This is a genomic window from Streptomyces sp. NBC_01471 (genome assembly GCF_041438865.1).
GTDB lineage: Bacteria > Actinomycetota > Actinomycetes > Streptomycetales > Streptomycetaceae > Streptomyces.
This window is the reverse complement of the sequence record NZ_CP109450.1, coordinates 2,870,561-2,890,973: the sequence shown is the minus strand read 5'-3', so window position 1 is coordinate 2,890,973 and position 20,413 is coordinate 2,870,561. Positions and strand designations below refer to the sequence as shown.

Below are 20,413 nucleotides of genomic sequence, written 5' to 3'. Positions count from 1 at the left end.
GCGCGTTCGTAGAGTTCCCCGTATCGGGGGATGCGCGCTATTCGTACGACCGCACAAGTCGTATCCAGAAAGGGCCCCGCCGTGGCCTCCCCGTCCTCTCCCGCCCGCGTGGTCGTGCTGGTCTCCGGTTCCGGAACCAATCTGCAGGCCCTGCTCGACGCGATCGCCGACGACCCGGCCGGCTACGGAGCCGAGATCGTCGCGGTCGGTGCTGACCGCGACGGCATCGCCGGACTCGACCGTGCCCGCGACGCGGGACTGCCGACCTTCGTCTGCAAGGTGAAGGAGTACGCGGACCGCGACGCGTGGGACGCGGCGCTGGCCGAGGCCACCGCCGCCCACGCGCCCGACCTGGTCGTGTCGGCCGGATTCATGAAGATCGTGGGGAAGCAGTTCCTCGCGGCCTTCGGCGGTCGGCTCGTCAATACGCATCCGGCGCTGCTGCCCGCCTTCCCCGGCGCCCACGGAGTGCGCGACGCGCTCGCGTACGGGGCCAGGGTCACCGGCTGCACCGTCCACTTCGTCGACGACGGCGTCGACACCGGACCGATCATCGCCCAGGGTGTGGTCGAGATCCGGGAGCAGGACGACGAAAGCGCTCTGCACGAGCGCATCAAGGAAGTCGAGCGGAAGCTGCTCGTCGATGTCGTGGGGCGTCTGGCCCGTAACGGCTACCGCATTGAGGGACGAAAGGTTCAGGTCGGTGCACACCGAGAACACGGACACCGTTAAGCCCATCCGGCGCGCGCTCGTCAGCGTCTACGACAAGTCGGGTCTGGAGGAGCTGGCCCTCGGGCTGCACGAGGCGGGCGTCACGCTCGTCTCCACCGGATCCACCGCGGCGAAGATCGCCGCTGCCGGTGTGCCGGTCACCAAGGTCGAGGAGCTCACCGGTTTCCCGGAGTGCCTCGACGGCCGGGTCAAGACGCTGCACCCCCGGGTGCACGCCGGGATCCTCGCCGATCTGCGCCTGGCGGACCACCGCAGGCAGCTCGCCGAGCTGGAGGTGGAGCCCTTCGACCTGGTCGTGGTGAACCTCTACCCCTTCACCGAGACCGTCGCGTCCGGTGCCACTCCCGACGAGTGCGTCGAGCAGATCGACATCGGCGGCCCCTCGATGGTGCGGGCCGCCGCCAAGAACCACCCGTCGGTGGCCGTCGTCACCAGCCCCGGTCGGTACGCGGACGTCCTCACCGCCGTCAGGGGCGGCGGCTTCGACCTGACCGCGCGCAAGCGGCTCGCGGCCGAGGCGTTCCGGCACACCGCCGCGTACGACGTGGCGGTCGCCGGCTGGTTCGCCGATGACTACGCGGCGGCCGACGACAGCGGCTTCCCCGAGTTCCTCGGCGCCACGTACGAGCGCGGGAACGTCCTGCGCTACGGCGAGAACCCGCACCAGGGCGCCGCGCTGTACGTCTCGGGTACGGGCGGCCTCGCCCAGGCCGAGCAGCTGCACGGCAAGGAGATGTCGTACAACAACTACACGGACACCGACGCCGCGCGCCGGGCCGCGTACGACCACGCCGAGCCCTGCGTGGCGATCATCAAGCACGCCAATCCCTGTGGCATCGCGATCGGCGCGGACCTCGCCGAGGCCCACCGCAAGGCGCACGCCTGCGACCCGGTGTCCGCGTACGGCGGTGTGATCGCGGTCAACCGTCCGGTCACCGTGGCACTCGCCGAGCAGATCGCCCCGATCTTCACCGAGGTCGTCGTCGCTCCGGCGTACGAGGACGGCGCGGTCGACGTGCTGGCACGCAAGAAGAACATCCGGGTGCTGCGCTGCCCCGACGCCCCGTCGGCCGCGGCCGAGGTCAAGCAGATCGACGGCGGCGCGCTGCTCCAGGTCACCGACCGGCTCCAGGCCGAGGGCGACGACCCGGCGAACTGGACACTCGCGTCCGGTGACGCGCTCGACGCGGCCGGGCTGGCCGAGCTGTCGTTCGCCTGGAAGGCGTGCCGTGCGGTGAAGTCCAACGCGATTCTGCTGGCCAAGGACGGCGCGTCCGTCGGTGTGGGAATGGGCCAGGTCAACCGGGTGGACTCCGCGAAGCTCGCTGTCGAGCGCGCGGGAGAGGAGCGGGCGCGGGGGGCGTACGCCGCTTCGGACGCGTTCTTCCCGTTCCCCGACGGCTTCGAGATCCTGGCGAACGCAGGGGTCAGCGCCGTGGTGCAGCCGGGCGGCTCGGTCCGTGACGAGCTGGTCGTGGAGGCCGCCAGGAAGGCGGGCGTGACGATGTACTTCACGGGCACGCGGCACTTCTTCCACTGAGCGGACTTCCACCGGGCGGACTTCCGCCGGGCGGACACTGACACGGCCGAGGGCCGTAACTCCATGCGCTCTGCGCAGGGGTTACGGCCCTCGGGGCCCAGCAGGACGCGGGTCAGCCGACCTTGACGACCACGGTCGAGCAGATCTTGTCCGCGAACGTCTGCTTCTTGGAGTCCCACGCCGGCCACAGCCAGCCCAGGTAGCAGGCGATGCTGTCCACGAAGTGGGCCAGGTAGCGGACGAACGCCATGCCGAAGCCCAGCGTCTGGCCGTCGGCCTCGCGCAGCAGGCTGATACCGAGGGCCTTCTTGCCGACGAACTGGCCGGTGGTGCCCTCCTTGTAGAGCTTGAAGAGCCCAAGCCCGATGCCGAGGAGGACGCCGACCAGAACGAGGGCCGCGCCCACGCCGCCGCCGATGCCGCGGCCTATGGCGAGGACGATGCCGTACGGGATGCCGATGACCAGACCGTCGATCAGGAGCGCGCCGAACCGGCTCCACCAGCCCGCGAACTGGGGCTGGCCGCCGTAACCACCCTGCTCCGGGTAGCCGCCACCGCCGTAGGGCTGGACCGGCGGGGCCTGCGGGTAGCCGTAACCGGGCTGCTGCGGCACGCCCTGCGGGGCCTGCTGCGGGTATCCGTAACCCTGCTGCGGCGGCTGCTGGGGCTGGCCCTGCGGCTGTCCCGGCGGCGGGCCGTAGGGGTTGTTCGGGTTCGGGTCGCCAAAGCTCATGGCTGAATTCCTCCGTTGATTCATGCGGGGACGGCGCGGTTCGAGCGGAGGATTGGTGAAAGAAACGACAGAGCGGTCTGCCCCCCGACACTGGCCGCGGCACTGCGAACCACATGCTTCTCAATGGCGCGTAAGTTTGTCCAGTCGCAGTGCTCATGTGTTGTGCAAGTGCAACTTGGGCGATCATGCCGCCCCCTGAAAGAATGGCTCGTATGACAGCCCAGATTCTCGATGGCAAGGCCACCGCGGCCGCGATCAAGTCCGATCTGACCGTCCGCGTGGCGGCCCTCAAGGAGAAGGGTGTGGCCCCCGGTCTCGGCACCCTGCTCGTCGGCGACGACCCCGGCAGCCGGTGGTACGTGAACGGCAAGCACCGCGACTGCGCCGAGGTCGGTATCGGGTCCATCCAGCGCGAACTCCCCGACACCGCAACGCAGGAGGACATCGAGGCGGTCGTCCGGGAGCTCAACGAGAACCCCGAGTGCACGGGGTACATCGTGCAGTTGCCGCTCCCGAAGGGCATCGACACCAACCGGATCCTCGGGCTGATGGACCCGGCCAAGGACGCCGACGGGCTGCACCCGACCAGCCTCGGCAAGCTGGTGCTGAACGAGGAGGGGCCGCTGCCCTGCACCCCGTACGGCATCATCCAGCTGCTGCGCCACCACGGTGTGGAGATCAACGGGGCGCATGTCGTGGTCGTCGGCCGCGGTATCACCGTCGGGCGCTCGATCCCGCTGCTGCTGACCCGCAAGTCCGAGAACGCGACCGTCACCCAGTGCCACACCGGCACCCGTGACCTTCCCGCGCTGCTCAAGCAGGCGGACATCATCGTCTCCGCGGCCGGGGTCCGGCACATCATCAACCCCGAGGACGTCAAGCCGGGGGCCGCTGTCCTCGACGTCGGCGTCAGCCGGGACGAGAACGGCAAGATCGCCGGAGACGTGCACCCCGGCGTCGCGGAGGTGGCCGGCTGGGTCTCTCCGAACCCGGGTGGGGTGGGCCCGATGACCCGCGCGCAGCTGCTGGTGAACGTCGTGGAGGCGGCGGAGCGCAGTGTCGGCTGACGCGGCCGCACGGACGGGGCCCGAGGAGTCGGGCAGGCCCGGGGCGCGGCGCAAGGGCGCGAAGGCGGAGAAGCCGGCCAGGCCTGAGCCCGCCACGCCCGAGCCCGCCACGCCTGAGCCCGACGAGGCCGAGGGCGCTGATCGCGAGGGCGCTGATCGAGAGGGTGCTGATCGAGAGGGTGCTGGACCGGACGGGGATTCCGGGTCCGGGAACTCCGAACCCGTGGGTGATGAGTCCGGGAGCACCGAACCCGCGGGTGCCGAGTCCCAGGAGCCTGCCGCGCCCGATGGGGAGGACGCCGTCAGCGCTCCAGGCCCGGACGGCGAGCCGGTCCGGACGACGCGGCGCTTTCCCCGCGTGACGCGGGACACCGCGCGTCCCGAGGGCGGCGGCCGGGCGGCCCCCGGTGACGCGCCCGCGCCCGCCAGGCAGTGGCCGCTGCTCACGGTGCTCGTCACGATCGGCGTCGGTCTGTTGCTCGTTGCCTTCGACGTGACTCGGGTGGGGCTGCTGCTGGTCGGGGTCGCTCTGATCGGTGGCGCCGTGATGCGCTGGTGGGTGCGTTCCGTCGGGATGCTCGCGGTGCGCTCGCGCTTCACGGACATGGTGACGTACGGGGTGCTCGGCGTTGTGATCACGCTGCTCGCGCTCATGGTGCAGCCCGACCCGTGGCTGAAGCTGCCGTTCCTGGAAGGGCTGATGCGTTTCACCGTGCGGTGACGCGGAACTGCCCTGTGGCGGCGGGCCGATGACCGCTCGTACGGCTGTCGTCCGCCGGAAGACCGACCGGGAGACCGGCCGGAGGACCGGTGGAAGCCCGGCGAAAAATAAAAAAGAATCGGGGGGAGTGGTCCGCGATTCCCGGGGCATGCGGATGGCATCCCCCCACGGGTGCTTGCACCCGGCGGTGGCCGCCCGCGTCTCTCCCCCCCCCCCTGGCGCGGACGGCCACCGCCGCTGCAGGTGACAGCTCGGCCGGTGCGGACCGGCCGCACCGCACCGCCCTTGGGTGCCCGTGAGTGCCCGTGATGAGGGGTCCGCAGGGTCAACGCGCTTCCCCGCACGGGGTGTACGAGGCCGGTGTGCGGCGTGCCACACGGGGGCGGGAGCCGGGCACGCGCGGGGTCCGATAGCCTGACGTCGGAAGTCTCTTCACATCAAGATTCAGTTCATGGTGTGAGCATCCGGGATTTCCCGCACCAGGGGCAGGGACCCCCACCGCCAGCTGTCTTACGGAGAACGCCATGACCCGCACTCCTGTGAATGTCACCGTCACCGGCGCGGCCGGCCAGATCGGCTACGCGCTGCTCTTCCGCATCGCCTCGGGCCACCTGCTCGGCTCGGACGTGCCGGTCAAGCTGCGTCTCCTGGAGATCCCGCAGGGGCTGAAGGCCGCCGAGGGCACCGCGATGGAGCTCGACGACTGCGCCTTCCCGCTGCTCCGCGGCATCGAGATCACGGACGACCCGAACGTCGCCTTCGCCGGTGCCAACGTCGCGCTCCTGGTCGGCGCCCGCCCCCGCACCAAGGGCATGGAGCGCGGTGACCTGCTCGCGGCCAACGGTGGCATCTTCGGTCCGCAGGGCAAGGCCATCAACGACAACGCCGCGGACGACATCAAGGTCCTGGTCGTCGGCAACCCGGCCAACACCAACGCGCTCATCGCGCAGGCCTCGGCCCCGGACGTACCGGCCGACCGCTTCACCGCGATGACCCGCCTCGACCACAACCGGGCGATCTCGCAGCTCTCGCAGAAGACCGGCGTTCCGGTATCCGAGATCCGCCGTCTCACCATCTGGGGCAACCACTCCGCCACGCAGTACCCGGACATCTTCCACGCCGAGGTCGCGGGCAAGAACGCCGCCGAGACCGTCAACGACGAGAAGTGGCTGGCCGACACGTTCATCCCGACCGTCGCCAAGCGCGGCGCGGCGATCATCGAGGCGCGTGGCGCGTCCTCGGCCGCCTCGGCCGCGAACGCCGCCATCGACCACGTCCACACCTGGGTCAACGGCACGGCGGACGGCGACTGGACCTCGATGGGTATCCCGTCGGACGGCTCCTACGGTGTCCCCGAGGGCCTCATCTCGTCCTTCCCGGTCACCACGAAGGGCGGAAAGTACGAGATCGTCCAGGGCCTGGAGATCAATGACTTCTCGCGCGCCCGCATCGACGCGTCGGTGAAGGAGCTCTCCGAGGAGCGCGACGCGGTCCGCGAGCTCGGCCTGATCTGAGCCGGATTCCCGTACGTCCGCTCTGCGGACCTGCGGCTCTTCCGCTGTGTGGGAACGCCCCCGGTGACCTGTGGTCGCCGGGGGCGTTTTCGTTCGCTCGAACCGGTGCGCCGGTTCGTCGGCGCGTCCCGGTTCGTCAGCGCTCCGGTTCGTCAGCGTGGCAGCGCGTCAGCTCTTCAGGGCGTTCGCGTCCTGGCGCAGCCGTTCCATCGACTGCCGGTGCAGGCCGGGGCCGAACGTGATGCGGGTGGCGCCCAGCGCGCCCAGCTCCTGCGGTGACGGACCGTCCGGCCGGAAGAGTGCGTTGAGCGGCGCCCCGATCCCGGACGCCAGGCCGGGCAGCTGGTCCGGCGGCGCCATGATCGGGTAGACACCGTCGGCGCCCGCTGCCAGGTAACGGAGGGCGCGGTCGATGGCCTGCGCCGGATCGTGTACGCCACGGATGTACGTATCCACGCGGGCGTTGATGAACAGGTCGTCTCCCGCCGCCGCGCGGACCGCCGCGAGCCGGTCCGCGTTCTCCTGCGGGTCATTGAGGACTCCGCCCGACGAGTCCTCCAGATTGCAGCCGACGGCGCCGGTGTCGAGCAGCCGCTCGGCGAGTTCGTCCGGGGGCAGGCCGTACCCGGCCTCGATGTCCGCCGAGACGGCCACGCCGGAGCCCTCGACCGCCCGGACGATCCGGCCGATCGCGGCGAACATCTCGTCGGCCGGGACCTCCCCGTCCGCGTAACCGAGTGCGGCCGATACTCCGGCGCTCGGGGTGGCGAGCGCCGGAAACCCGGCTTCCGCGAAGACGCGGGCGCTCGCCGCGTCCCACGGGCCGGGAAGCACCAGCGGATCGCCGGGGGGCCGGCCCAGGTGGAGACTGCGGAAGTCCGTCATGGCGGGGTCCTTCAGTGGTGGTGGGCGGGGGAAGCCGGAGTGGGCAGGGTGACGGCGGCCGGTCGGTGGCGGCCGTCAGTGGCGGTGGGCGAGGGAGCCCGGCGTGTAGTGGCCCGGCACCAGGCGGGCGGAGACGCTGAGGCGGTTCCAGGAGTTGATCACGGTGATCGCCGCGATCAGCTGGGCCAGCTCGGTCTCGTCGAAGTGCTCGGCGGCGTGCGCGTACACCTCGTCCGGTACGAATCCGTCGGTGAGGACCGTGATGGCCTCGGTCAGCTCGATCGCCGCGATCTCCTTCGCGGTGTAGAAGTGCTTCGACTCCTCCCAGCCGCTCAGCTGCACGATCCGCTCGACCGACTCGCCCGCGGCGAGAGCGTCCTTGGAGTGCATGTCGATGCAGAAGGCACAGTGGTTGATCTGCGAGGCGCGGATCTTCACCAGTTCGACCAGGGTCGGATCGAGACCGCGCCGGGCTGCCGCATCCAGGTTGATCATGGCCTTGTAGACCTCGGGGGCGAGCTTCGCCAGGTGGAGGCGGGGGGTGTGCTCGGGAAGGTACTCCGGTGCCGGGGCCGAGGCGTTCGTGCTGTTCGCGGAGGAAGCGATGTCCGTCATGTCTCTTATGCCTCTCATGCCTGGTTCGTCGTGCATAGGCAACGCTACGGGAGATATGGCGCAGGGGTATGGTCCATTTCTGTGACGGATTCCTGGGCCACTTTCGGTGTAGACCTGCATCTGGACCTCACCGGACCCGGGCTGCGGGTCGGGCTCGCCGACGCGTTGCGGCAAGCCGTCCGTACGGGTCGGCTGGCGCCGGGGGCCCGGCTGCCCTCCTCGCGTACGCTCGCCGTCGATCTGGGCGTGGCCCGCAACACCGTCGCCGACGCCTACGCCGAACTGGTGGCCGAGGGCTGGCTGACCGCCCGGCAGGGTTCGGGGACGAGGGTGGCCCCGCGGAGCGTGCCGCGCGGAGTGCCGAAGCCGGCCGCTGTCCGGCGGCCGCGGCGGGGCGGGCCCGCGTACAACCTCAGGCCCGGATCGCCCGACCTTGCGTCCTTCCCGCGTACGGAGTGGCTCAGGGCGTCGCGGAAGGCGCTGACCGCGGCGCCCCACGACGCGTTCGGCTACGGCGACCCGCAGGGCCGCTCCGAGCTGCGCACCGCGCTGGCGGGCTATCTGGCGCGGGCGCGCGGTGTCCACGCCGACCCGGACCGCATCGTGGTCTGTGCCGGGTTCGCCCACGCGCTGATGCTGCTGGGGACGGTGCTGCGGGGGAGACGGGTGCGGGACGTGGCTGTCGAGTCGTACGGACTCGATCTGCACTGGAACCTGCTCGTCGACGCCGGGCTGCGCACGCGGGCCCTGCCGCTGGACGGATTCGGCTCACGCACGGACGAACTGGGGCGCGAGGGAGCGGTGCTGATGACGCCGGCGCACCAGTTCCCGATGGGCGTCCCCCTCCACCCGGACCGGCGAACCGCCGCCGTCGACTGGGCCAGGACCACGGACGGGGTGATTCTGGAGGACGACTACGACGGGGAGTTCCGCTACGACCGCCAGCCGGTCGGGGCGCTCCAGGGGCTGGATCCCGAGCGGGTCGTCTACTGCGGTACGGCCAGCAAGTCCATCGCACCCGGAGTGCGGCTCGGCTGGCTGGTGCTGCCCGAGTCGATGGTGGCGGAGGTCGTGGAGGCGAAGGGGAACAGCGACTGGATGTCCAGCTCGCTGGAGCAGCTGACGCTGGCGGAGTTCATCGGCTCCGGTGCGTACGACCGGCATGTCCGCTCGATGCGGCTGCGCTACCGGCGGCGGCGCGACCAGCTGGTGGCGGCCCTGGCCGAACGGGCGCCCGGCATCAGGGTGTCCGGGATCGCGGCCGGACTGCACGCCGTACTGGAACTGCCCCCGGGCACCGAGCAGTCGGTCGTCCAGGCGGCGGCCTGGCAGGGCCTCGCGCTGAACGGCGGTTCCCAGTTCCGGCACGCGGACGTACGGGATGGACGCGACATACTGGTCGTCGGATACGGAACGCCGTCGGACAGCGCGTGGGCGGGCGCGCTGGACGCGTTGTGCCGGGTGCTGCCGTAGGGGTGTGCCGGCCTCGGGCTTGCTGACGCGGCTGGGGCTTCAGGCGTCGGCCGGTGTCCGGGGCGATGCGGCGGGGGCCTCCCCGAACCGGGCCAGTGCGAGTGCTCCCGCGACGGCCACCGCGAAGCCCGCCACCGCAAGCGGGGCAAGGCCCTCCCTCGTACGGTCGCCGAGCCAGACCACGCCGACCAGGGCGGGTCCGATCGTCTCGCCGATGACCATGCCCGCGGTGGCCGTGGTCACCGAACCGCGCTGCAGCGCCGAGGTGAGCAGCAGGAAGGCCGAACCGCCGCCGACGAGCAGGGCGTACAGCGCCGGGTTGGTGAAATCGACGGAGTCGATGAGGCGCACCGCCACTTCGACCACTCCGAAGCCCACCCCGGAACCGAGGCCGAGCACCAGGGCCCGCGCCCTGCCCTTGAGGTGCCCGGCCATCGTGCCGACCAGGAGGACCGCGAGCGCGATCCCGAGCATCGACCAGCGCAGTGCCGACGACCCGGCCGTGTGGCCCTCGGCCCCGGAGGCGAGGCCGAGCATCCCGAGGCCCGCGCACACGACGGCCACCGCGCCCCATTCGGTACCGGAGAGCCGGACGCCGAGGATGCGGGACGCCACCACGGCGGTGACCGCGAGACTCGCGGCGAGTGCGGCACCGACCGCGTAGATGGGGAGCGTGCGCAGGGCGATGATCTGGAGGACGAAGCCGAGCCCGTCGAGACCGAGCCCCACGATGTAGCGCCACTGGCGCAGGGCGCGCAGGAGCAGCGCGGCGTCCACGCCCGAACCGGTTCCCGGTGCGGAGGCGCGGGCCGCGGCGGCCTGGAGCACGGAGGCCGTGCCGAAGCAGACCGCTGAACCGACGGCACAGATCATTCCAAGGAGCACGAAAGGACTCTAGTTGTGCGGGAGAAGGGCCCAGCACCGGCCATCGGCGGGGACGACATCTAGTCTGTACACCGACAGGCCCTACCGAAGGGCCTGTACGACGGGGGAGGTCGGCGGAGATGCGCAAGATGCGGTCGGGTGCTGTGGTGCTCGGGGGGATGGGGATTCTGGCGGCGACGCTCTCCGCCTGCGGTTCCGACGTGGACAAGCGGTGTGTCGATCCGGCTACGCACAAGCAGCTGCCGAAGTACGAGTGCACCGACAGCTCCGGACGCGGCACGTACTACTACGGCGGCTCGTCCAAGCACGGCAAGGTTTCGGGTGGCAGCTTCAGCAAGCCCTCGGTGCACCGCGGCGGCTTCGGCGGCGGGTCCCACGGCGGCGGCTCTCACTCCGGCGGCGGCTGAGCCGGGCACGCACCGGATCAGCGGAACGTACGGCCAGGGCACTGGAACAGCTGGAACAGGCGGACACCATGCAGCGCCACACCATAGAACCGCGCCCCGGCTGGCAGCAGATCGTCGAGGAGCAGGGTCTGGTCTATCCGCTGACCCGCTATCCCGACGACTCCCTGCGCCCGTACTGGGACGAGAGCGCGTACTACTCGTTCTCCCTCTCCGAGGTCGAGGCGCTGGAGGAGGTGGTCGAGGAGCTGCATGTGATGTGTCTCGCCGCTGCCGCCCACATCGTCGACCACGACCGCTTCGCCGAGCTGGGCATCACCGATCCCCGGCTGGCCCGGCTGGTCGGTGAATCCTGGCGCCGGCGGGACGAACTGCCGTCCGTCTACGCGCGGTTCGACCTCCGGTACGACGGCACCGGTCCGGCGAAAATGCTGGAGTACAACGCGGACACCCCGACCTCGCTGGTGGAGGCCGCCAGCCCCCAGTGGTTCTGGATGGAGGACCGCTTCCCGGGCGCGGACCAGTGGAACTCCCTGCACGAACGGCTCGTCGCCGCCTGGAAACGGCAGGCCCGGCTGCTGCCACCGGGACCCCTGCACTTCGTGCACTCCGAGGCCGACGAACTCGGCGAGGACCTGATGACGGCCGCCTATCTGCGGGAGACCGCCCAGCAGGCCGGGATCGACACCGAGGCGCTCTCGGTGGAACGGATCGGCTGGGACCCGCTGTCCGGCCGGTTCGTCGACGAGCGGATGCGTTTCATCCGCAGCTGCTTCAAGCTCTACCCGTGGGAGTGGCTGACGACGGACAGCTTCGGGCCGCACGTCCTGGACACGCTGGACAACGGCGGCTCCACCGGCTCCACCTGCTGGATAGAGCCCGCCTGGAAGATGCTGCTCTCCAACAAGGCACTGCTCGCCGTGGTCTGGGAGCTGTACCCCGGGCACCCGAATCTGCTGCCCGCCTACCTGGACGGACCGCGCGAACTCGCCCTGTCGAAGGGGTACGTCTCCAAGCCGCTGCTCGGCCGCGAGGGCGCGGGGGTCCTGCTCCACGAGCCGAGCACGGACACGGGGGCGGACGCGGGCCCGGCCCCGGGTGCGGGTTCAGGCGCAGGACCCGGTGCGGGTTCCGGCGCAGGACCCTTCGCAGGGTCCGGCGCGGGACCGGGCGCCGGTGGTGCCCGGGCCGACGAGGCCTGCTGCTACCAGGAGTTGGCTCCGCTGCCCGACTTCGACGGCAACCGGGTGGTGCTCGGCGCGTGGGTGGTCGAGGACGAGGCAGCGGGGCTCGGTATCAGGGAGTCGGCGGGGCCGGTGACGGACGAGTACGCCCGCTTCCTGCCCCACGTCATCCTGTGAACCGCACCGCCGGGTAGGCCTGCGCCACCGCCTCAGATGTTCAGCACGCTCCGGAGCTGGGCGAGCCCCCAGTCCAGATCCTCCTTACTGACCACCAGCGGCGGGGCGATCCGGATGGTGGATCCATGGGTGTCCTTGACCAGCACCCCGAGATCCATCAGCTTCTCCGAGATCTCCCGGCCGGTGCCGTGGGCCGGGGCGATGTCCACCCCGGCCCACAGCCCGCGTCCGCGTACGGCCTCCACCGCACCGCTTCCCACCAGTAGTCCCAGTTCACGGTGGAGATGATGGCCCAGTTCGGTCGCCCTCTGCTGGAACTCGCCGGTCCGCAGCATCGCCATGACCTCCAGGGCGACGGCACACGCCAGCGGGTTTCCGCCGAAGGTGGATCCGTGCTCGCCGGGCCGGAAGACCCCCAGCACCTCCGCCGACGAGACGACCGCCGACACCGGCACCACCCCGCCGCCGAGCGCCTTGCCCAGGATGTACATGTCCGGCACGACACCCTCGTGCTCGCAGGCGAAGGTCTTCCCGGTCCTGCCGAGACCGGACTGGATCTCGTCGGCGATGAACAGCACGTTCCTGGCGCGCGTCAGTTCCCGTACGCCCGACAGATAGCCGGCCGGTGGCACCAGCACTCCGGCCTCGCCCTGGATGGGTTCGAGCAGCACCGCCACGGTGTTGGCGTCGACGGCCGCTTCCAGGGCGGCCAGGTCTCCGTACGGCACGATCTCGAAGCCCGGCGTGTACGGGCCGAAGTCCGCTCTGGCCTCGGCGTCCGTCGAGAAGCTGACGATCGTGGTCGTCCGGCCGTGGAAGTTGTTCTCGGCGACGATGATCTTCGCCTGTCCGTCCGGTACGCCCTTGACCTTGTAGCCCCACTTGCGGGCGGTCTTCACCGCCGTCTCCACCGCCTCGGCCCCGGTGTTCATGGGCAGCACCATCTCCATGCCGCACAGCTCGGCGAGCTGAGTGGAGAAGTCGGCGAACCGGTCGTGGTGGAAGGCCCGGGAGGTGAGCGTGACCCGCTCCAGCTGGGCCTTGGCGGCGTCGATCAACCGGCGGTTGGCATGGCCGAAGTTGAGCGCCGAGTAACCGGCGAGCATGTCGAGGTAGCGGCGCCCCTCGACGTCGGTCATCCACGCACCGTCCGCGGACGCGACGACGACGGGCAGCGGGTGGTAGTTGTGTGCGCTGTGCGCTTCGGTGGAGGAGATCGATGTTTCCGTAACTGACACGGGTTCTCCGTTCTCAGGGCGTACGGCTTTTACGGCGTACGGGCCATACGGGCGCGGGTCCTACGGTGTTCGGGTCATCGTGTGCTCATTCCTATCGTCGGCTGCGGCGGGCAGGAAGAAACCTTGTGGACCGGCGCGCCGGGTGGGCGTGGGGCGCCGGGGCGTACCGCACGGCGATCCCGTCGGTGCCCGTCTCCGGCCCGCCCGGCCCCTCGAACCAGTCGAGGCGACTGCGTGCCCAGGCACGGGCCCGTTCGAACCGGCCCGGCTCCGGAGGCCGTGCGGGCTCCCCGGTGGGAGCCTGCACCCCCTCGGCCACGATCCGTGCCAGCACCCGCTCGGCCATCGACGGCCCCGGCACCGGCCCTCCCGGCCCTCCCGGACCTCCCGGTCCGCACTGTCCCCCTCTTGCGCTCTGCGCCCCGCCCGCGCTCTGCTCTCCGCCTGCTGCCCGGTCTTCGTCTGCTCGCTGGTCCCCGCCGGCACCGTGGTCTTCGCTCGTGCCCCGCCCGTCGAGCGCGCGGCCCAGGGCCCGCAGTTCCGCGGGGAGCCATGGATCCGGACCACGCCGTCCGCCCTCGCCCGTACCGCCCTCGCCCGTACGGGGCATGTCCCCACCCGGCATGTCCCTACCGCGCATGTCTCTCGGCTCCCTTCGTGTTTCTCGCGCTCGCGCTCGCGCTCCCGCTCCCGCTCCCGCTCCCGCTCCCGCTCGCGCCCTCGTCCGACGTCCGGTTGCCGTCCGGCGGGGGAAGCAGTTTGCTCAGCTTCTTCAAGGCGCGGTTCAACCGTGACTTCACCGTGCCGCGCGGCCAGCCCAGCGCCTCCGCCGTCTCCGCCTCGTCCATCTCCAGCAGATAGCGGTACGTCACGACGAGCCGCTGCTCGGTGCTCAACCGGTCCAGCGCCGCCAGCAGCAGCGCCCGGCGCTCCTGCAGCAGGGCCGCCACCGCGGGATCCGCCGACTCCGGTATCAGCGGCTCCGCCTCCGCCAGCGCTGCCTCACGTCCCGCCGCGGACCGCAGCCGGCCCGCCGAGCGCAGTGTGTTCCGCGTCTCGTTCATCACGATCCGCAGCAGCCAGGGGCGGAACGACGCGCCCGGCGTGAAGTGGTCCAGTGCCCGGTAGGCCTTGAAGAAGGCCGACTGCACCACATCCTCCGCGTCCGCACCGGCCCCGAACGCGGCCGCCGCGCGCAGTGCGATGCCGGTGTACGCACGCACCAGCACGGCGTACGCCTGTGCGTCACCCGCCCGCACGCGCGCAATCACTCCGGCCTCGTCCGCCGAAGCGTCCTCGGCCCCGCCCACCGCAACGGCTGTGGCTCGGCCTGCGTCTCTGCCTGCGTCTTTGCTTCTGTCTCTGCCTGCGACCGTGTCTCTGTCGTCTGTGACGGTGTCTCTGTCTGTGGCCCCGTCGGCAACGGCGACGTGGCTCCCCTCCCGCGTTCTCACATCTTTCATACACCGCGCGACGGAGATCGGTTCCGCACCTGAGAGAATGCTGTACATGGCCTCAGACCGTCCCCGGGTGCTCTCCGGGATCCAGCCCACGTCAGGCTCGTTCCACCTCGGCAACTACCTCGGCGCCGTGCGCCAGTGGGTAGCCCTGCAGGAGTCGCACGACGCGTACTACATGGTCGTAGACCTGCACGCGATCACCGTCCCGCAGGACCCCGCCGAGCTGCGCGCCAACACCCGGCTCGCGGCGGCTCAGCTCCTCGCGTCCGGCCTCGACCCCGAGCGCTGCACGCTCTTCGTGCAGAGCCATGTGCCCGAGCACGCCCAGCTCGGCTGGGTCATGAACTGCCTGGCCGGGTTCGGCGAGGCCAGCCGGATGACCCAGTTCAAGGACAAGTCGGCCAAGCAGGGCGCCGACCGTGCGACCGTCGGCCTCTTCACGTATCCGATCCTCCAGGTCGCCGACATCCTGCTCTACCAGGCCCATCAGGTCCCCGTCGGCGAGGACCAGCGCCAGCACGTCGAGCTGACCCGCGACCTCGCCGAGCGGTTCAACAGCCGGTTCGGCGCGACCTTCACGGTTCCGGAGCCGTACATCCTCAAGGAGACGGCGAAGATCTACGACCTCCAGGACCCCTCGGCCAAGATGAGCAAGTCGGCGGCCTCGCCCAAGGGCCTGATCAGCCTGCTCGACGAGCCGAAGGTCTCGGTGAAGAAGGTCAAGAGCGCGGTGACCGACACCGACACGGTGATCCGCTACGACCCGGTGGCGAAGCCCGGCGTGTCGAACCTGCTGACCATCAACTCGACGCTCACCGGCACGAGCATCGCCGACCTGGAGCAGCAGTACGAGGGCAAGATGTACGGCGCGCTCAAGACCGACCTCGCCGAGATCGTCGCCGACTTCGTCACACCCTTCAGGGCCCGGACCCAGGAGTACTTGGACGACCCGGAGACGCTGGACTCCCTGCTCGCCAAGGGTGCGGAGAAGGCCCGTACGGTCGCCGCCGAGACCCTGGCCCAGGCGTACGAGCGGCTGGGGTTCCTGCCGGCCAAGCACTGACCCGGAGCCTGTGACCTTGGACTCTGGCCAGGCGGACGGGGGGCCGCCACACTGCTCGCATAATGGTCGGGCAGGCATCCGGAAGCATCCGACAGCGGAGGAGAACGACGTGGGGACCGTAACGCTCGGCGTTTCGATCGCGGTCCCGGAGCCGTACGGCAGCCTGCTCCAGGAGCAGCGCGCGGGCTTCGGGGACTCTGCCGCGCACGGCATCCCGACCCACGTCACTCTCGTCCCGCCGACGGAGGCCGACTCCGCGTCGCTGCCCGCGATCGAGGCCCATCTCGCCTCGGTCGCGGCCGCGAACCGGGCCTTCCCGATGCGGCTGTACGGGACGGGAACGTTCCGGCCGCTCTCGCCGGTCGTCTTCGTCCAGGTGGTGACGGGCGGTTCGGCCTGTTCCTGGCTCCAGCAGCAGATCAGGGACCCCTCGGGGCCGCTGGTACGCGAGCTCCAGTTCCCGTACCACCCGCATGTGACGGTCGCACACGCCATCTCCGACGACGAGATGGACCGCGCCTTCGAGGCGCTCGCCACCTTCGAGGCGACGTGGACCTGTGGCTCCTTCGCGCTGTACGAGCAGGGGGCGGACGGCGTGTGGCGGAAGCTGCGCGAGTACGCGTTCGGCGGCGGGGGCGGCGTCGTCCCCGGGCCGAGCGTGTCCCGGGAAGCCCCCGCCTCGCCGTCCCTGCCGTCGCTCCCTTAGGACGTCGGACGCCGTCGCTCCCTTAGGACGTCGGGCGCCGTCGCTCCCGTAGGACCTCAGACCGGGAGCCGCCTGAACAGTGGCCTCGGGGCGTGCCGCAGTGCCGACATGACCACCCGCAGGGTGCCCGGCACCCAGACGGTCTCCGACCGGCGGCGCAGGCCCGTCTCGATGGCCAGGGCCACCGCCTCCGGCGTGGTGGCCAGGGGGGCCTCCTCCAGACCCGCCGTCATCTTCGAGCGGACGAAGCCGGGGCGCACCACCATCACATGGACCCCGGTGCCGTGCAGCGCGTCGCCGAGTCCCTGGGCGAAGGCGTCGAGGCCCGCCTTGCTCGACCCGTAGATGAAGTTGGCCCTGCGGGCGCGCTCGCCCGCCACCGACGAGAGCACCACCAGCGAGCCATGGCCCTGTCCCTGGAGCGCCTTGGCACAGATCAGGCCCGCGGAGACCGCCCCGGTGTAGTTGGTCTGCGCGACCCGGACCGCGGACAGCGGAGCGCTCTCGTCGCGGGCCTGGTCGCCCAGCACGCCGAAGGCCAGCAGCACCATGTCGATGTCGCCCTCCGCGAACACCTTGCCCAGCGTCTCCTCGTGGGAGTCCGGGTCCAGAGCGTCGAAGGCGGCTGTGCGGACCTCCGCGCCCAGGGAGCGGACATGGGCGGCGGCCGCGTCGAGCGCGGGGGACGGGCGCCCGGCCAGCCAGACCGTCCGGGTGCGTCGGGTCACCAGGCGGCGGGCCGTGGCGAGGGCGATCTCGGACGTACCGCCGAGGATCAGCAGGGACTGGGGGGCACCGAAAGCGTCTTTCATGGCTGCTTCCTCGGGGTCGGGGTCGGGGATGGGGCTGTGGGTGCGGGCTGTGGGCCGGCGGCCCGGACGGCGTGCGGTCAGAGGCCGAGACGGCGGGAGAGGTCCGACGTGAAGACCGCGCCCGGGTCCAGTTCGGCGCGCAGCGCCCGGAAGTCGGCGAGGCGGGGGTACATCGCGGCCAGCAGATCGGGGCGCAGCCGGGAGTCCTTCGCCAGGTAGACACGGCCGCCGGCCCCGGCCACCTCTTCGTCCAGCGTGTCGAGGAAGGCCCCGAGTCCGCCGAGGTTCGCCGGGATGTCCAGGGCGAGCGTCCACCCCGGCACCGGGAACGAGAGCCAGCCGGGGTCGGCCTCGCCGAAGCGCTTCAGCACCGCCAGGAACGAGGGGCAGCCGCGCCGGGAGATGCGCCGGACGATCCGGCGCAGGGTCTCCTCCTGCCCGTACCCGACGGCGAACTGGTACTGGACGAAGCCGCCGCGCCCGTAGATCCGGTTCCAGTGCGGGACCCCGTCGAGCGGGTGGAAGAAGGTGGCGAGCCGCTGGATCTGTCCGGTCCGCAGCCGGGGCGCCCTGCGGTACCAGAGTTCGTTGAAGAGGGAGACGGAGGTGCGGCCCAGCAGCCCCTCCGGGATGAAGGACGGGGGCGCGGGGAGTGTGGCGGGGCGGAAGGCCAGCGGTGCGCGCCGCAGGCGGGCGGGGAGCGCGTCCAGCGGCGCGTGGTCGCCGCGGGTGAGGACCGAGCGCCCGGTGGCGGCGCCCCGCGCCAGCAGGTCGATCCAGGCGACCGAGTAGCGGTAGCGGTGGTCGGTCGCCGTGAGACGGGCCATCAGGTCGTCGAGGTCCGTGGCCCGCTCGGTGTCCACCGACATCAGGGACGTCCGCACCGGCAGGAGCTGGATGGTCGCGCTGAGGATGGCGCCGGTCAGTCCCATGCCTCCGGCTGTCGCGTCGAAGAGCGCGGCGCCCGGGACGGTCGTGTGCACCGTGCCGTCCGCCGTCAGCAGGTCGAGGGAGCGCACGTGGCGGGAGAAGGAGCCCGACACATGGTGGTTCTTGCCGTGGATGTCGGCGCCGATCGCGCCGCCCACCGTGACGTATCTGGTGCCCGGTGTCACCGGTACGAACCAGCCCAGCGGCAGCAGCACCTCCATCAGCCGGTGCAGACTCACCCCCGCGTCGCAGACCACGACCCCGGCGTCCGCGTCGACGGAGTGGATCCGGTCGAGGCCGGTCATGTCGAGCACGGCGCCGCCCGCGTTCTGCGCGGCGTCACCGTACGCCCGGCCCAGCCCGCGGGGGATCGAGCCGCGCGCCCCGCAGCCGAGCACCGCTGCCGCCGCCTCCTCGTACGTGCGCGGGCGGACCAGCAGCGACGTCGACGGTGCGGTGCGGCCCCAGCCCGTCACCGAGCCCACGGAACTCATGGCGCGCAGGGAGCGCACCGGACTCGCTGAGCGCACCGGAATCACGGGGCTCGCCGCGCTCACGGGCGTGGTGCCGCGCACTGACGCGGTCGTTTCGGCAGACATGGAGTAGACCGTATCGCCCGAATACGCGGGGAAATGGGTGATTGAGGGAGTGTCAACCAGTATGGCCGTGATTATCGGGCAATGTCATATAAGAGCCTTCCCGCCGCGGAGGGCCGTGCGCACAGCAGTGGAGAGGGGTGAGGCAGTGCGGTCCATAGAAACCGATCGCCGGCTTCTGTCGGCGATGCGCGACTGCGGTACGGATCCACGGGTGGGCGGCGCCGCGCGCGCCCTCTCCCTCAGCGGTGAACACGCTGCGCTCTGGCTCGCCGCCGGGCTCACCGGCGCGGTCGCCGACCGCGAACGGCGCGCCGCGTGGCTGCGGGCCACCGCGCTGATCGGCACGGCCCATCTCGTGAGCATGGGCGTCAAACGGGTGGTGCGCCGCCCCCGCCCCCGGCTCACCGCCCGGCTGCCCCTCGTACACACCGCGGGCCGCCACTCCTTCCCCAGCTCCCACGCCTCGTCCGCGGCGGCCGCTGCCGTCGCCTTCGGCGCGCTGCGCCCGGCCGGCCGCCGTCTCGTCACGCCGCTCGCCGCCGCGATGTGTGTGTCCCGGCTGGTCGTCGGCGTCCACTACCCGACCGATGTCGCCGCAGGCGCCCTGCTCGGCGGGGTCACCGCCGGGCTCGGCGCGAAATGGATGCGAGGCGCCCATGTCCGATCTCTCTGACGTCACCCGGATCACCCAGCTCCCGCCGCTTCCCGAGCGCGGTGCCGTCGTCCAGGGGACGCCGGGGCCCGTGCCGCTCGCCGTTCCCGGCGGCGGACGCGGGGCGCTCGCGCTGCCGCGGGGCCTGCTCAGGACCGCCCGCCCGCGCCAGTGGGTCAAGAACGTCCTGGTCGCCGCCGCCCCCGCCGCAGCCGGTGAACCGCTGTCGCGAGGTGCGGTCGCCCAACTGGGCCTCATATTCGTGCTGTTCACGGCGGCCGCGTCCGCCGTGTACCTGGTCAACGACGCCCGGGACGCCGAGGCCGACCGGGCCCACCCGGTCAAGTGCCACCGCCCGGTGGCGGCGGGGCAGGTGCCCGTCCCCGTCGCGTACGCCGCGGGAGCGCTGCTCGCCGTGGCGACCACGACCGCCGCCGCCGTCCTCTGCAACGGCATGACGGCCGCGCTGCTCTTCGCGTACATCGCCATGCAACTCGCCTACTGCGTCAGCCTGAAGCACATCCTGGTCGTCGACCTGACCGTGGTGACCACCGGATTCCTGATGCGCGCGATGATCGGCGGGGTGGCACTCGGCATCCCGCTCTCGCGCTGGTTCCTGATCACCGCCGGATTCGGCGCGCTCTTCATGGTCGGCGCCAAGCGCTACTCCGAGGCCGTCCAGATGGAAGGCGACGGGCGGACCCGTGCGCTGCTCTCCGAGTACACCACCGGATACCTGCGCTTCGTCTGGCAGCTGGCCGCCGGTGTCGCCGTGCTCGCCTACTGCCTGTGGGCCATGGAGAGCAGCGGCCCGCCCGGTGCCGGTCTGCTGCCCTGGCGCCAGCTGTCCATGGTCCCCTTCATCCTTTCCATCCTGCGGTACGCCGTCTTCGCCGACCGCGGCACGGCGGGCGCCCCCGAGGACGTCATCCTGGGCGACCGCGCGCTCGCCGTGATCGGCGTCGTCTGGATCGCCATGTACGGACTCGCGGTCGCCCATCTGTGAGGGGCGACGGGGGACAT

General features: G+C 71.2%; 20 protein-coding genes. 12 read left to right on the top strand and 8 right to left on the bottom strand.

Translation table 11 applies throughout. The features are described from left to right. Positions 1–30: 30 nt before the first annotated feature. Together purN and purH are read left to right on the top strand one after the other, a co-directional pair. A complete protein-coding gene (gene purN / locus OG285_RS12470; RefSeq protein ID WP_371790981.1) occupies positions 31–732 on the top strand; it encodes a phosphoribosylglycinamide formyltransferase in 702 nt (233 codons plus the stop codon). Then, on the top strand, positions 644–2,272 hold the full coding sequence (gene purH / locus OG285_RS12465) for a bifunctional phosphoribosylaminoimidazolecarboxamide formyltransferase/IMP cyclohydrolase (RefSeq protein ID WP_371790980.1): 1,629 nt from the start codon (positions 644–646) through the stop codon (positions 2,270–2,272). The genes purN and purH overlap by 89 nt, the downstream gene beginning before the upstream one ends. A 112-nt stretch (positions 2,273–2,384) precedes the next feature. Here the strand turns inward: purH and OG285_RS12460 are convergent, their stop codons facing one another. After that, entirely contained in the window at positions 2,385–3,005 is a 621-nt protein-coding gene (locus tag OG285_RS12460) for an RDD family protein (protein ID WP_356828674.1), read from the bottom strand. Positions 3,006–3,217: 212 nt separating this feature from the next. Here OG285_RS12460 and OG285_RS12455 point away from each other — a divergent pair, with 212 nt between their 5' ends. The 3 genes from OG285_RS12455 (at position 3,218) to OG285_RS12445 (ending at position 6,307) form a co-directional block, all read left to right on the top strand. Continuing rightward, positions 3,218–4,072: a bifunctional methylenetetrahydrofolate dehydrogenase/methenyltetrahydrofolate cyclohydrolase gene (locus tag OG285_RS12455; RefSeq protein WP_356828672.1), complete on the top strand. Its 855-nt coding sequence runs from the start codon at positions 3,218–3,220 to the stop codon at positions 4,070–4,072. A gap of 223 nt (positions 4,073–4,295) precedes the next feature. Next, positions 4,296–4,793, top strand: coding sequence for a DUF3017 domain-containing protein (locus tag OG285_RS12450; protein ID WP_356828670.1), 498 nt, complete (start codon positions 4,296–4,298; stop codon positions 4,791–4,793). A gap of 524 nt (positions 4,794–5,317) precedes the next feature. Next, entirely contained in the window at positions 5,318–6,307 is a 990-nt protein-coding gene (locus OG285_RS12445) for a malate dehydrogenase (RefSeq protein ID WP_371790979.1), read from the top strand. A 168-nt stretch (positions 6,308–6,475) separates the two neighbouring features. On the opposite strand, the gene OG285_RS12440 is transcribed toward OG285_RS12445, so the two are convergent. Then, complete coding sequence (locus tag OG285_RS12440) at positions 6,476–7,192, bottom strand: isocitrate lyase/phosphoenolpyruvate mutase family protein (RefSeq protein WP_371790978.1); 717 nt, start codon at positions 7,190–7,192, stop codon at positions 6,476–6,478. 75 nt (positions 7,193–7,267) lie between these two features. Next, positions 7,268–7,807 carry a carboxymuconolactone decarboxylase family protein gene (locus OG285_RS12435; RefSeq protein WP_356828664.1) on the bottom strand — a complete coding sequence of 180 codons (540 nt, stop codon included), beginning with the start codon at positions 7,805–7,807 and terminating at the stop codon, positions 7,268–7,270. 81 nt (positions 7,808–7,888) lie between these two features. On the opposite strand from OG285_RS12435, the gene OG285_RS12430 reads away from it, so the two are divergent. After that, positions 7,889–9,280, top strand: a complete 1,392-nt coding sequence (locus OG285_RS12430) for a PLP-dependent aminotransferase family protein (RefSeq protein WP_371790977.1) — start codon at positions 7,889–7,891, stop codon at positions 9,278–9,280. A gap of 39 nt (positions 9,281–9,319) precedes the next feature. Here OG285_RS12430 and OG285_RS12425 read toward each other — a convergent pair whose 3' ends face one another. After that, positions 9,320–10,153 carry a hypothetical protein gene (locus OG285_RS12425; protein ID WP_371793516.1) on the bottom strand — a complete coding sequence of 278 codons (834 nt, stop codon included), beginning with the start codon at positions 10,151–10,153 and terminating at the stop codon, positions 9,320–9,322. Between the two features lie 131 nt (positions 10,154–10,284). Between OG285_RS12425 and OG285_RS12420 the strand changes: the two genes are divergently transcribed. Further along, a complete protein-coding gene (locus OG285_RS12420; RefSeq protein WP_356828660.1) occupies positions 10,285–10,572 on the top strand; it encodes a hypothetical protein in 288 nt (95 codons plus the stop codon). Between the two features lie 68 nt (positions 10,573–10,640). Then, a complete protein-coding gene (locus OG285_RS12415) occupies positions 10,641–11,930 on the top strand; it encodes a glutathionylspermidine synthase family protein (RefSeq protein WP_371790976.1) in 1,290 nt (429 codons plus the stop codon). A gap of 32 nt (positions 11,931–11,962) precedes the next feature. Here the strand turns inward: OG285_RS12415 and rocD are convergent, their stop codons facing one another. Both rocD and OG285_RS12405 read right to left on the bottom strand, forming a co-directional pair. Further along, the gene (gene rocD / locus OG285_RS12410; protein ID WP_371790975.1) at positions 11,963–13,168 is read right to left on the bottom strand and encodes an ornithine--oxo-acid transaminase; all 1,206 of its coding nucleotides are present in this window, start codon (positions 13,166–13,168) and stop codon (positions 11,963–11,965) included. Positions 13,169–13,797: 629 nt separating this feature from the next. Next, complete coding sequence (locus OG285_RS12405; protein ID WP_371793515.1) at positions 13,798–14,439, bottom strand: RNA polymerase sigma factor; 642 nt, start codon at positions 14,437–14,439, stop codon at positions 13,798–13,800. A gap of 238 nt (positions 14,440–14,677) precedes the next feature. Between OG285_RS12405 and trpS the strand changes: the two genes are divergently transcribed. Together trpS and OG285_RS12395 are read left to right on the top strand one after the other, a co-directional pair. After that, the gene (gene trpS / locus OG285_RS12400) at positions 14,678–15,691 is read left to right on the top strand and encodes a tryptophan--tRNA ligase (RefSeq protein WP_356828654.1); all 1,014 of its coding nucleotides are present in this window, start codon (positions 14,678–14,680) and stop codon (positions 15,689–15,691) included. Between the two features lie 109 nt (positions 15,692–15,800). Then, entirely contained in the window at positions 15,801–16,397 is a 597-nt protein-coding gene (locus OG285_RS12395; RefSeq protein WP_356828652.1) for a 2'-5' RNA ligase family protein, read from the top strand. A 56-nt stretch (positions 16,398–16,453) separates the two neighbouring features. Here the strand turns inward: OG285_RS12395 and OG285_RS12390 are convergent, their stop codons facing one another. Both OG285_RS12390 and OG285_RS12385 read right to left on the bottom strand, forming a co-directional pair. After that, on the bottom strand, positions 16,454–17,209 hold the full coding sequence (locus OG285_RS12390; RefSeq protein ID WP_356828650.1) for a decaprenylphospho-beta-D-erythro-pentofuranosid-2-ulose 2-reductase: 756 nt from the start codon (positions 17,207–17,209) through the stop codon (positions 16,454–16,456). Between the two features lie 77 nt (positions 17,210–17,286). Beyond that, entirely contained in the window at positions 17,287–18,633 is a 1,347-nt protein-coding gene (locus OG285_RS12385) for an FAD-binding protein (RefSeq protein WP_371793514.1), read from the bottom strand. A 289-nt stretch (positions 18,634–18,922) separates the two neighbouring features. Here OG285_RS12385 and OG285_RS12380 point away from each other — a divergent pair, with 289 nt between their 5' ends. Both OG285_RS12380 and OG285_RS12375 read left to right on the top strand, forming a co-directional pair. Then, complete coding sequence (locus tag OG285_RS12380; protein ID WP_371793513.1) at positions 18,923–19,411, top strand: phosphatase PAP2 family protein; 489 nt, start codon at positions 18,923–18,925, stop codon at positions 19,409–19,411. Next, positions 19,395–20,396 carry a decaprenyl-phosphate phosphoribosyltransferase gene (locus OG285_RS12375; RefSeq protein WP_356828646.1) on the top strand — a complete coding sequence of 334 codons (1,002 nt, stop codon included), beginning with the start codon at positions 19,395–19,397 and terminating at the stop codon, positions 20,394–20,396. The genes OG285_RS12380 and OG285_RS12375 overlap by 17 nt, the downstream gene beginning before the upstream one ends. Positions 20,397–20,413: the final 17 nt, after the last annotated feature.